The sequence below is a fragment of the Pontibacter sp. HJ8 genome (assembly GCF_054824225.1).
Genome location: NZ_JSYF01000631.1, coordinates 1 through 12,454, shown reverse-complemented (window position 1 = coordinate 12,454; position 12,454 = coordinate 1). Strand labels below are relative to the sequence as shown.

The following is a 12,454-nucleotide window of genomic DNA, read 5'->3' as shown; positions in this document are numbered from 1 at the left end:
CATAGTTTCTGTTTTTTTAATGATGAGCAAAAATAACGGATAATCCCAACTCTACAAAGCTACCCGCCCTCTCTTATTGCAGAAGGACCGGGACTGGGATTTTATTAAGATACAAATAGAGGTATATAAGAGTATAGGTATAAAACATAGAAAAGTCTTTCATGAATCTGTATTAGTCCTGTACTTTACGAGTCCATCACATCAGTTACCCATACTGTATGAAAAAACTTTTACTTCTTTTCCTGCCGCTTCTGCTTTCCTGTACGGTGTTGGCCCAGAAGTCAGCAAAAGATTATTTCCTGTCCGGCAATCAGAAATTCAAGGCGGGCAGGTATACCGATGCGATCCGAGATTACGACGAAGTGCTGAAGCTGGAGCCGGCGCATGTGGTCACGCTCACCAACCGCGGCGTTGCCAAAGACCGCCTGCTCGACTACCGCAGTGCGATCGAAGATTTCACCCTCGTCCTCGAACTGGACCCTAAACATGTCGAAGCCTGGACAAGCCGCGGCCTGTCTAAGTACAATCTCCGGGACTACCGGGGCGCCATCAGCGATTACAACAAAGCGATCGAACTGAACGGCAAACAGGCCAAGATCTACAACAACCGCGGCCTCGCCCGCTACGGCCTCAAGGATTACCGCGGCGCCCTGACGGATTACAACAAGGCTGTGGCCCTGAAGCAGAACTATGCTGAGGCCTTCTATAACAGGGGAGCTCCGAAATATAACTTGGGCGATAAAGCCGGCGCCTGTGCCGACTGGGCAAAAGCCAGATCTCTTGGCCTGAAAGAAGCGGAGCAGTATCTGAAGAACTATTGTAAGTAACTTGTATACCTTCCCTGCTGGAGTGAGTTTGCAGCTTGAATCCTGCTTTGTAGCGGGGGCTTCATCCAACTTGCTACTAGTCTTGTTTCATTGCCTCGCCTGGCCGGCGGGGCCTTACTTTTTTCCTTGATGAAAAAAGTAAGCAAAAAATCAAGGACGCTCCAAACTCGCTGAACGCTCGAACAGTGGAGCGCCTCAAAGCGCACCTGGCTGTAGTCTTAGCTTCGTAGTTTCAGTTGTAAGTATGACTTGCTATACCTGACAGCTATACCTGTTCTTTTTGTCATTTCGACCAACGGGAGAAATCTGGTACAGACTATACATTTCATACAGATTTCTCTGAGCTACGCTCGCCCTCTTCGACTCTCGTCTCGCGCGTATTCGAAATAACAGTCTGATGAAGTAACAGAAAGCTATCTTAGGAAGGCGGTAGAGGGAGGACCTATACCTGCTATGGAACACCAACTAAAGACAAAGCAGGAACAGGCTCCCCTCCTTAGTTAAGGAGGGGCAGGGGTGGTTGGAACCGGTACAGCACTATACTGGCTTATTCACGACGACGAGCAGGTACAGAAGATTCTATCGGGACGACAGTCAGAAACAAATCTTACTTCAGAAATAAACACCAAAAGAAAAAGGCGCCTTGTAGCGCCCTTTCAGCCGGCTTAGTACCGTTGCCTCATACGCCTTCCTCGTTACCGGCTACCGCTGGCTTTTCGGAGGCCAGCAACTCCTGCGGATGGATGCTTTTCATATCGATGGCCAGCATTTTACCTTCAATATCTTCTCTCACTGCAGCAAAGGCTGCCAGATGTCTCTTCTCGATCGGGTGGGCAGAAGGGAGTTTTACCCGGAGTGCGTCTACCTGCCTGCCGTTCTTCCAGAAACGGTAGCAGAGGTGCGGACCGGTCGCCAGCCCGGTGCTTCCTACGTAACCGATGGTCTGCCCCTGCTTCACGCGAGTTCCCCGGCGGATCCCTTTGGCAAACTTAGCCATGTGCAGGTATTGCGTGCTATAGGTCTTGTTGTGTTTGATCTTTACAAAGTATCCGTTGCCCCGCGTATAGGCTGCCTCCAGCACCACCCCCTCTCCTACCGTCCGGATGGGTGTGCCACGCGGAGCCGCAAAGTCGGTGCCCAGGTGTGGCTTGTAGCGCTTCTGCACCGGGTGGAAACGGCTTTTGGAGAAGCGTGAGCTGATCCGGCTGAACTCCAGCGGCTCCCGCAGGAAAGCTTTTTTGAGGCTTTTGCCATTCTGGTCATAGTAGCCTTTTTTCTTTCCGTCCGGCCCGAAAGCGATCGCATACAAGGGCTTCCCGTCGTGCTCAAAATAAGCCGCCTTGATCTCTCCAAACCCGATCGTAGTTCCATTTACCAGCTTCTCCTCATAGATCAGTTTGAACAGGTCGCCGGGTTGCAGGCGGCTCAGGTTGAGGCGCCAGGCAAAGATATCAGCAAAGTGGTTGACCAGTTGTGGGGTTCCGCCGGCAGCTACGATCGACTCGAAAAGGGAGTTTTGAATGAAACCGGCAATTGCCTTTTCCACCACTTCCACCTCCCGCTTCACCAGCCGCACATCCAGTTCCCCGTTCAGGTCATAGATCACATACTCTACCTCGTTGGGTTCATAGATAAAATAACGGGCTGTCTGGGCCGAATCCCGGGCGTGCAGAATGATATAGTTGCGGTTGGCACTGATACGCCTGACATTAAAGACATCCTTTGATTTCCGGGCCAGCAGGTCAATGGAGACAGGAGAAATGTTGTAGTCACTGAGTAGTTGGGAGAGATTTTCGCCTCTTTCCACGATCCCTTCTACTATTTCCAGGGTATCAGTAGGTATGCCGAACAGGACAGGGGCAGGCTTTTTTACAACTTTGGCCGGTGCGGGTGCGGAGGCTTTTACTTTTTCTTCAATAGTGGCAGTCTTAAAACTGAGGGTCTTGGCTGCCGTGAAAAAAACGAACAGCGAGACTGCGATCAGGATGGCTAGTCCGATACTACGTTTGAACATTACTGGGTACCTTTGGTTGGAAATCGGCACGAAAATATGGTTTAACCCATAGAAATAAAAATAATTACGCGCACAATAATCAGATTCTAAATATGTTGCAGTTCTATTTACCGATCCCGATATAGCACAAACACCCCGATCTTGCTTTCCACACAATTGCACTTTATCTCGCTTCACGTACTCTAAGCCCCTTATTTTCAGAAATTTGCAAACTAAAAAACCGGCAGACCCGCGATACTATTCTGAATAAAAAAAACTTTTATAACTTTGACGCCTATGAAAGCATTAGAAGGAAAAGTAGCCCTGGTAACGGGAGCATCAAAAGGTATAGGCCGGGCCATCGCACAGAAACTGGTGGAGATGGGCGCAGAGGTAGCATTCACCTACCTGTCAAGTGTCGAAAAAGGACAAGCCCTGGAGCAGGAACTCACTGCCAACGGCGGCAAAGCCAAAGGCTTCCGCTCGGACGCTTCTGACACGGCACAGGCCGAAAAGCTGATCGAGGACGTGGTAGCCGCGTTTGGCAAGATCGATATCCTGGTGAACAATGCCGGCATCACCCGCGACGGATTGCTGATGCGCATGACCGAAGACCAGTGGGACGCGGTGATCAACACCAACCTGAAATCTGTTTTCAACCTGACCAAAGGCGCTACCAAGCACATGATGCGCGCCAAAAGCGGCTCGATCATCAACATCACGTCGGTGGTAGGTATAAAAGGCAATGCAGGCCAGGCCAACTACTCGGCTTCCAAGGCAGGCATCATCGGCTTCACCAAATCGGTGGCCCTGGAGCTTGGCTCACGCAACATCCGCTGCAACGCGGTAGCACCGGGCTTCATTGAAACCGAAATGACCGGCGAGCTGGATCAGAAAGTGGTGGACGAATGGAGAAAGGCAATCCCGTTGCGACGCGGCGGTACGCCGGAAGATGTCGCCAACTGCGTTGCCTTCCTGGCTTCGGACCAGTCCTCGTATATCTCCGGCCAGGTGCTGCAGGTAGACGGCGGCATGCTGACCTAAGGTAATTAAGAATTAAGAAGGAGGAATTAGGAATTACAATTTCTAAATTCTTAATTCCTCATCCAAAAGACCAATGCTGTGGCGTTTACGTTAGTAGCATTGGTCTTTTTCTTTTATCTTTAGTTGCCAGCAGCACTTACAGTTTTTCGTAAGAGTTGAAGTATACCTTTTTAACTTTCCAACTTCCAAACTTTCTAACTCTTTTGAACTCCTTCCGCCTCATAACGACGTATTCCCCCTGGCTGATCCTGGCTTGTCTGGCTGTCGGAGCGCTATATGCCTGGCTGCTGTACAGCAAGCGCACCCCCTGGTCGAAAGGGATAAACTATACCTTGGCAATGGTGCGGTTTGTGGTCGTAAGCTTCCTCTGCTTTCTGCTGCTGGGCCCACTGGTGCGCTATGTGAGCAACAGCACACAAAAACCTACCATCGTTTTTGCAGTTGATAATTCACAGTCTGTTTCGCTTTTCTCTGACTCCCTGCAACTGCAGCAGGCAGAGCAAGGCTTGCAGCAACTTCGCAACCGGCTCCAGGACAAAGGGTATAGCACGGCGGTCAGAGCACTGGGTGCTTCCCGACCGCCACAGGACCTGGGTCAGTTACAATACGAGGAAGAGGCGACCAACCTGAGTCAGCTGTTGCAGCAGGTGCGGACCGACTTCGAACAACAGAACCTGGCAGGGGTGGTCCTGTTGTCAGACGGGATCGTGAACCAGGGCACCTCGCCCGCTTATGCCAACTACAACTATACCATTTACCCCGTTGCCGTAGGCGATACCATCCCAAAAAAAGACATTATCCTCTCGTCGCTGCGCTACAACAAGGTGAACTATAGCGGCAACCGTTTTCCGCTGGAAGCCGAGCTGCAGCACCAGGGTTTTGCCAACGCGCCTGTTACGGTGCAGCTGAAGGAGAACGGCAAAGTGCTCGACCGCAAAACCGTCAGCCTGAAACCAGGCCAGCCCATCCAGCAGGTGCCTTTCCAGGTGATGGCCGGCGGACTGGGCAAGCGCCATTATGAGGTGGAAGTACTGCCGCAACAAGGCGAGTTCACAACGCTCAACAACACCAAGCATGCCTACATCGATGTGGTAAAAGGCAAGATCAAAATACTGGTAGCTGCCGCTGCCCCGCACCCGGATATCAAGGCCTTGCGGGCGGCCATCGAGTCAAACGAAAATTACGAAACAACGCTCTTTATTCCTGGCCTCACCACCCTCAAGCAACAGGATTATGATGTGGCGGTGTTGCACCAGCTACCGGGCCGTACGGCTGGTGGCGAGGCAGCCCTGAACCTTGTGCGCCAGAAAAATCTGCCTGCCTTGTACATTCTTGGTCCGCAAAGCGACATCGGTGGTTTCAACCGCCTCAACGTGGGCATACGCATCCAGACGCCGGGGCAATCGGATGAGGTAACGAGCGTCTTCAACCCCAACTTCAGCACTTTCAAGGTAGCCGAAGAGGCGACGGAACGCCTGCAGCAGTACCCGCCTGCCATGGTACCCTACGGCGACTACCAGCTGACACCGAACACCGAAACCGTGCTCTACCAGCAAGTGGGACGGGTGCGCACCAACAAGCCGCTGCTCACCGTACAGACGATCGGCGACAAGCGCAATGCCGCCCTGCTGGCTTCCGGCACCTGGCAGTGGCGCATTACTGAAGCAGCCAATCATGAAAATTCGGCTGTATACGACAAGCTGATCACCAACCTGATGCAGTTGCTGACCGCACCGCGCAATAAAAAACGTCTGAACGTATACCCGGTGCAGAACGAGTATACCAGCTCCGATGAGATTCGCTTCGAAGCAGAAGCTTACAACGAAGCGCTGGAACCGATTTACGGACAGAATATCACGCTGAAAGTGACGGGTGCTAAGGGAGCAGCGAGATCCTTTAACTTTGCCAACGGCGAAAACCAGTCCGGCGTCAACATCGGTTCGCTTCCGGGTGGCAGCTATACCTATACCGCATCAGCCCGCATCAACGGCTCGCTGCAGCAGGACAAAGGGGAGTTTGTGGTGGAGGAGCTGCAACTGGAGGCCTTGCATGCTGTGGCAGATCACAACCTGCTCTACCAGCTGGGCAGCAACACGGGTTCTCGGCTCTATTATCCGGCGCAGCTGCAGCAACTGGAGGAGGACATCCTTGGGGCAGAAAACAAGGACCTTATCTACAGCTCAGAGTCGCTCCACGACCTGGTCGACATGAAGTGGCTGTTTTTTGTAATCCTGGCGCTGGTATGTGCCGAATGGTTTGTGCGAAAGTATAACGGGAGCTATTAGTCCTGTAAAAAAATTTCCTGCAAAAGGGACACGCAAAATACGCAACCAATCCTGCCTTTTATTCGCATGGATAAGCAGGTATACCTTTGAAAGAGCTGGTGGATGAGCATTCTTCCGGGAAAGTTAGTAGTACCTTACATCATTTTCGAAGCAGCAAGTAAATTTTCTGAACCCTATGAGAAAGCCCGCAGTACCCCAACTCGTTGTACTGGAAACAGAGCGCCTATACCTGAGCGAGCTGAACCCTGATATCTACCATTACCTTTTCACCTTTTGCAGTGATGAGGAGATCAAAGCCTACCTGGGGCTGAAGAACGCAGAGGAGCTGGCGGACGAAAAAGACAAATTCAGGCAGGGGCTGACCACCTATTTCCACTCTTTCAAAAACTTCCGGATACTGCACAAAGCGCAAGGCACGATGATGGGCCGCTGCGGTTTCCATACCTGGATCGTGAGTCACCGCCGGGCGGAGGTGGGGTATACGCTGCTGGACGATGCCTACAAACGCAAAGGGTATATGACCGAGGCGCTGGGGCCGGTGTTGTCTTACGGCTTTGAGAAAATGAAACTCCGACGTATTGAGGCCCTGGCAGCTGATTACAATACCCCATCTATTAAACTGCTTGAGCACTATGGTTTCAAGCTGGAGGGAGTCATCCGGGAGCATTATGTAGTAGATGGCATCAACGAGGACTCCGTGCTCTATTCCATCATCCGCCCCGAGTACGACCAGCTCAAAAGCTCCTGGAAACTTCATTATACACAAGACCGGGTATAGCAGAACCCGCCTATACTTGGTCGCCTATACCTACACGCCCATTTTAATTCGTAATTCGTAATTCGTAATTCCTAATTCGTAATTCCTAATTCGTAATTCTTAATTCTTAATTCTTAACTCCTCCCTTGAAGTACATTATCCTCAACAAGCCTTACGAGGTACTGACACAGTTTACGGACGAGACCGGCCGTGCCACGCTGAAAGATTATGTCAAGGTTCCGGAGATCTATCCGGTTGGCCGCCTCGATTACGACAGCGAAGGCCTCGTGCTCCTGACAGACGACAAAGCCCTGCAACACCGCCTTTCCGACCCCAAATTCAAAATTGAAAAGACGTATTGGGTGCAGGTGGATGGTATACCTACAGAAGAGGCCTTAGCTGAACTGCGCCGGGGCGTGCTGATCAAAAATGTAAAAACAGCGCCTGCCAAGGCCACCCTGCTCGCAGAGGAACCACCGATATGGGAGCGCTCCAAACCGATCCGGTTCCGGAAAGAGATACCTACTTCCTGGATGGAGATCAAAATAGCGCAGGGCATGAACCGCCAGGTCCGGCGCATGACTGCTGCGGTCGGCTATCCCACCCTTCGCCTCATCCGGCCAGGTATAGGTCCGCTCAGTTTAGGCGAGCTGCAGCCGGGAGAGTACCGGGAACTCACGCCCGAAGAAGTGTCGAAGCTCAAAAGCCTGACAGCAGGAGCTGGAACAGCGAAAGGAAACCCTTACAAAGGAAGAAGGCGCTTTTAGATGCTTTCACAAAGCTTTCAGGACAGCTGCTTGCCGGAACAAATTTATTTTAAAGTGCTTACAACCTTCTTCACAGGATTGGGGTCCTCCTGGTAAAGGCGGCATATTACTGCCCGGCATTCTCAAAATCCTGTTTCACGGTAATTAGTCATGTATGAAGCATAAAGTTTTACGCCCGCTGCAGTCGTTTTTTCTGCTATTGTTCCTTCCTGTTTTCTTCCTCTCTTCCTGTACCGATGACTGCGAAACGACGGTCTCCTACATCATGTATGAGCCGGTCTACATGCAACGTGCTGAGCTGAGTCAATCGATCAAAGTAACAGCTCCGCAGGCCCTCAAAGCACCCGGTAAGATCTATGTTAAGGGGTCCTACCTTTTCATCAATGAGGTAGACCAAGGCATCCATATCCTGGATAACAGCAACCCCTCTGCTCCCCGGACGATCAGCTTTATTCAGATACCCGGCAACAGGGACCTGGCCGTGAAAGGGAACATCCTGTACGCCGACAATTACATCGATCTGGTGGCGCTCGACATCAGCGATCCACAGGATGTCAGGCTGATCAACCGGGTGGAAAACATCTTCCCGAATCACTATGGCATGCTTACGAACGAGGCAGACAAGACATTTGTCGCTACTTTTGAAGAGAAGCGGGTAGCACAGCCGGTCACATCCGACTGTAGCGGCGGTCCGTCCCCCGTGTTCTGGCGTTCGTCCGATGGGAGTACTTTCGCAGCCAGCCCCAACCAGGCCGCCATACCTTCCGGCGCTACGGGCAAAGGTGGCTCTATGGCGCGGTTCACCATTTCGGGCAACCACCTCTATACCGTCGGCCAGTCTAACCTGCAGGTTCTTGACATCAGCATCACCACCAGCCCGCAGAAAGGGAACACGATCCACCTGGGCTGGGGCATCGAAACCATCTTCCCCTACAAGAACATGCTGTTCATAGGCTCCACCACCGGCATGCACATTTACGACAATAGCAACCCGGAAAACCCGGTACGACTCTCCACCTACGCCCACGTGAACAGCTGCGACCCGGTGGTGGTAGACGGCGATCTGGCCTGGGTGACGATGCGCTCGGGCAACACCTGCGCCCGGGGTGTGAACCAACTCGATGTCCTCAACATCAGCGACCCACGCAACCCCAGACTGCTCAAGTCCTACCCGATGCAGAACCCGCATGGCCTGGGAATCGACCGCTCGACACTCTTCCTGTGCGAGGGCCAGTATGGCCTGAAAATATTTGATGTGACGGACCACCTGAAGGTAAGCGAAAACCTTACGGCGCATTTCAAGGACCAGGATGCCTTCGATGTCATTCCGTTGGGCAACAATTTAATGCTGATCGGCCAGGATGGCCTCTACCAGTATGACTACAGCGACCTGAAAAAGATACGGCTGCTGAGCAAAATACCGGTAACCCGATAAATTCTTCCTTCGACCTCCTGCATGAAAAAAATCTTACTCCTGCTCCCCTTCCTGCTGCTGCCGTATACCTGGTGTGCGGCCCAGGCTGCCGAGCCAACCGGTACCGGATCTGTACCCGACAAGAAATGGCTGGGTGCCGTGGACATCGGCTACCTGTATGGCAACGCAAGACGCTCCGATCAGCTCTATTCCAGTGCTTACCCTACGGTACAGGTGTTTTATGGCTACCGGCCTAACAGGCTGCTGGCAATCGGTGCTACGACCGGGGCGGACTTTTATGACAATACATTGGTGGTGCCCGTCGCATTGGGTATACGTGGGGAAGTTTTCAAGACCCGTATCAGCCCGACCTATAGCCTGGACGCCGGCTATGGCAGTGCGGCTTTGAGCGATGGCGACACTTCCAAGGGCGGCTGGATGTATCATCCGGCGCTGGGTATGCGGGTGAATACCGGCAATGGCACTGCTTTTACATTCGGAGCAGGTTACAAAGTGCAGCGCGTGCAACGGGAAACCTCCTCCTGGAACACCCTGATCGATCAGAAAATCACCTACAAGCGGCTCTCGCTACGCGCCGGTTTTATGTTCTAGCAAGGGCCAGGTCTGCCTAGCAGCTGCTCATACCTTCTCCTGCTCCACCATGTGCCGGATGATCTTGCGGGCATGTTCGCGGGAATTTTCGATAAACCAGACATGCGTTTCCATACCGCCGCAAACTACTCCGGCCAGGTATAGGCGCGGCAGGTTGGTTTCCATGGTTTCGGGATCGTGGAACGGATGCCGGTACAGATCATCGGATAGCCGGATCCCGATCTTTTCGAGGAAAGCAAAGTTAGGCTGATAGCCTGTCATGGCCATGACATAATCATTTTTCAGCGTGATGATCCCATCCGGTGTCTGAATATCGACTTCATCTGGCCGAATCTCCTTTATGGTGGATTGGAAATACGCTTTGATACAGCCCTCCGCAATCCGGTTTTCCAGGTCCGGCTTCGTCCAGTATTTGATGCGGCCCAGTTCGGTTTCCCGCACCACCATTGTGACGTCGGCTCCCTTGCGCCAGGTTTCGAGGGCCACATCGGCAGAAGAATTGTTGGCTCCCACCACCAGCACCTTCTGCTTGTAATAATAATGCGGATCATAATAATAGTGGCGCACTTTCGGCAACTCCTCCCCTTTTACCCCCAGCAGGTTGGGAATATCATAAAAGCCGGTGGCAATGATCACATGCCTGGCCCGGTACTCCTTTTTGTTGGTGCTGATCGCATATACCTCCTCCGAGGCAGCCGCTATACCCGTCACTTCTTCAAAAAGCCGGATGTTCAGCTGTCCGGCATCTGCAACGCGGCGGTAGTACTCGAGCGCCTCCGAGCGGTTGGGCTTGGCATGTATGGACGTAAAAGGCAGGCCGCCAATCTCCAGCCGGTCAGCGGTGGAGAAAAACGTCATGTTCAGGGGATAATTGAAAAGCGAATTAGTCAGCGTTCCTTTTTCCACGATCAGGTAAGAGAGTCCGGCTTTCTTTGCTTCGAGCCCACAGGCCAGGCCGATCGGGCCACCGCCGACGATGAGTATATCCAATAGTGTATTCAATGTGCTAGCGCGATAAAATTAAAGACACCTATACCTGGCTCAGGTATAGGTGAAGGTATAACGTGAAATCAAGTGAATTCATACAATCTATTTCCCCATCGCATACCGGATTCCTCCCCACATGTGCTGCAGAAACAGGGGCTCGCGGTAGCTTTCGTTGGTGTGCCCCAGGGCGGTATAAAAAGCTCTGCCTCCCTCATAGGTGTGGTACCAGGCAATAGGGTGATGTTCCCCATGCTTACCGCCTTCAAAAGTTTTCTCGTCCAGTGTAGCCAGTACCTTCACCTCCGGATTCAGGTTCTTGAAGTTGTACCACTCGTCGCGGCGCTCCCAGCGGTCCGGCAGTCCTTGGGTAGCCGGATGGTTTTTATCGACCACATCCACAGCGGCCTGCTGAATCTCGGGGTGACTTTCGAACTGCGCGCCTACTAATTTTGCATACCAGGGCCAGTCATACTCGGTGTCAGCAGCGGCGTGTATACCTGCAAAGCCACCTCCTCTCCGGATGTAGGTTTCAAAGGCTGTCTGCTGCTGGGGGTTGAGTACATCTTTTGTCGTATTCAGGAAAACAACTGCCTGGTAGTGTCGCAGGGAGTCCGCTATAAAGTAGGCCGCATTTTCAGTTGTGTCTACCTGCACCTGGTGCTCCTTTCCCAGTTTGAGCAAAGCGGCTTTGCCGTGCGGAATAGATTCGTGCCGAAATCCCGTCGTTTTGGAGAAGACCAGTATGCGGGCATTTTTTGTTTCTGCGTCTTTTGCCACATCACCGTTCTTTTCGGCACAGGCCTGAACCTGGACGGTAAGCAGCAGTGCCAGCGCACCAAGCAGGAAGTTGTTCATCATGATGAAATGTTTTCAGAATTTATAGATGACTGCGTATACCTTTTCAACAGTATCAAAGGACTTTCTCCGTTCTGCTTTCAGGTATAGGACTGTTTGAATTTAAGAATATTTCCGTACAACGCACTGCCTTTCATGTGTTCCTAACACCAGCTCCACTGGTTCTGCAGCAGAAATAAATGCACCAGGGGGCAGGTCCGGCCTGGGGCTCTATACCTGTCTGCCTCACCGGCCGCTACTCTCCTTCCGAAATACACAGTAATTCCTTAGCTTTAGAAACTCAAACTATTCTAACCTTACCTCATACGAAACAATGCAAAAACGTATACTTTCGGTAGCCTTGCTGGTCGCCCTGTGCGGCGGTGCAGTACAGGCTCAAAAGAAAGCACCCCGGCAGCCGGACCACACACCCGCCAAAGAAAGGCTGCAGGGATTCGAAACGCGCCGGCAACTGGAACAGCAATCACTTGTAAAAAATGTCGCCTTCCGCAACGTGGGCCCTACGGTACAAAGCGGCCGCATCACAGACCTGGATGTGTCGCCTAAAGACCCGACCACCTTTTATGCCGCCTATGCATCGGGTGGCCTGTGGAAAACGACCAACAACGGCATCTCCTTCGAGCCGCTCTTTGACAACGAAGCGGTGATGACCATCGGCGACATCGCCGTGGACTGGAACAACAACGAAACGATCTGGATCGGAACAGGCGAGAGCAACTCCAGCCGCTCTTCTTACTCGGGTGTGGGTGTGTACAAGAGCACCGATGGCGGCAAAAGCTGGCAACACATGGGCCTCGACGATACGCACCACATCGGGCGCATCATCCTCCACCCCACCGACCCGAATACCCTTTGGGTAGCAGCAGTAGGGCACCTCTATTCGCCCAACAAAGACCGTGGCGTGTACAAAACC

Annotated in this window: 11 protein-coding genes; 8 read left to right on the top strand and 3 right to left on the bottom strand. The window is 52.4% G+C overall.

Annotation, left to right across the window (positions count from 1 at the left end; translation table 11 throughout):
* Positions 1 to 218 precede the first annotated feature (218 nt).
* Positions 219 to 827, top strand: coding sequence for a tetratricopeptide repeat protein (locus OB13_RS20350; protein ID WP_461492020.1), 609 nt, complete (start codon positions 219 to 221; stop codon positions 825 to 827).
* 679 nt (positions 828 to 1,506) lie between these two features.
* Here OB13_RS20350 and OB13_RS20345 read toward each other — a convergent pair.
* Positions 1,507 to 2,841 carry a peptidoglycan DD-metalloendopeptidase family protein gene (locus OB13_RS20345; RefSeq protein ID WP_461492019.1) on the bottom strand — a complete coding sequence of 445 codons (1,335 nt, stop codon included), beginning with the start codon at positions 2,839 to 2,841 and terminating at the stop codon, positions 1,507 to 1,509.
* 276 nt (positions 2,842 to 3,117) lie between these two features.
* Between OB13_RS20345 and fabG the strand changes: the two genes are divergently transcribed.
* The 6 genes from fabG (at position 3,118) to OB13_RS20315 (ending at position 9,699) form a co-directional block, all read left to right on the top strand.
* Entirely contained in the window at positions 3,118 to 3,864 is a 747-nt protein-coding gene (gene fabG, locus OB13_RS20340) for a 3-oxoacyl-[acyl-carrier-protein] reductase (protein WP_461492018.1), read from the top strand.
* 203 nt (positions 3,865 to 4,067) lie between these two features.
* Positions 4,068 to 6,149, top strand: coding sequence for a vWA domain-containing protein (locus tag OB13_RS20335; protein ID WP_461492017.1), 2,082 nt, complete (start codon positions 4,068 to 4,070; stop codon positions 6,147 to 6,149).
* A 175-nt stretch (positions 6,150 to 6,324) separates the two neighbouring features.
* Complete coding sequence (locus tag OB13_RS20330; protein ID WP_461492016.1) at positions 6,325 to 6,927, top strand: GNAT family N-acetyltransferase; 603 nt, start codon at positions 6,325 to 6,327, stop codon at positions 6,925 to 6,927.
* 125 nt (positions 6,928 to 7,052) lie between these two features.
* Positions 7,053 to 7,673 (top strand): pseudouridine synthase, encoded by a 621-nt coding sequence (locus OB13_RS20325; RefSeq protein ID WP_461492015.1) that lies wholly within the window; start codon positions 7,053 to 7,055, stop codon positions 7,671 to 7,673.
* Positions 7,674 to 7,827: 154 nt separating this feature from the next.
* A complete protein-coding gene (locus tag OB13_RS20320) occupies positions 7,828 to 9,108 on the top strand; it encodes an LVIVD repeat-containing protein (protein ID WP_461492014.1) in 1,281 nt (426 codons plus the stop codon).
* A gap of 21 nt (positions 9,109 to 9,129) precedes the next feature.
* Positions 9,130 to 9,699 carry a hypothetical protein gene (locus tag OB13_RS20315; protein WP_461492013.1) on the top strand — a complete coding sequence of 190 codons (570 nt, stop codon included), beginning with the start codon at positions 9,130 to 9,132 and terminating at the stop codon, positions 9,697 to 9,699.
* 27 nt (positions 9,700 to 9,726) lie between these two features.
* Here the strand turns inward: OB13_RS20315 and OB13_RS20310 are convergent, their stop codons facing one another.
* Together OB13_RS20310 and OB13_RS20305 are read right to left on the bottom strand one after the other, a co-directional pair.
* Positions 9,727 to 10,701, bottom strand: coding sequence for a YpdA family putative bacillithiol disulfide reductase (locus OB13_RS20310; protein ID WP_461492012.1), 975 nt, complete (start codon positions 10,699 to 10,701; stop codon positions 9,727 to 9,729).
* Positions 10,702 to 10,788: 87 nt separating this feature from the next.
* Positions 10,789 to 11,544: a ThuA domain-containing protein gene (locus OB13_RS20305; protein ID WP_461492011.1), complete on the bottom strand. Its 756-nt coding sequence runs from the start codon at positions 11,542 to 11,544 to the stop codon at positions 10,789 to 10,791.
* A 310-nt stretch (positions 11,545 to 11,854) separates the two neighbouring features.
* Between OB13_RS20305 and OB13_RS20300 the strand changes: the two genes are divergently transcribed.
* A partial coding sequence (locus OB13_RS20300; RefSeq protein ID WP_461492010.1) for a WD40/YVTN/BNR-like repeat-containing protein occupies positions 11,855 to 12,454 on the top strand: 600 nt, incomplete at its 3' end.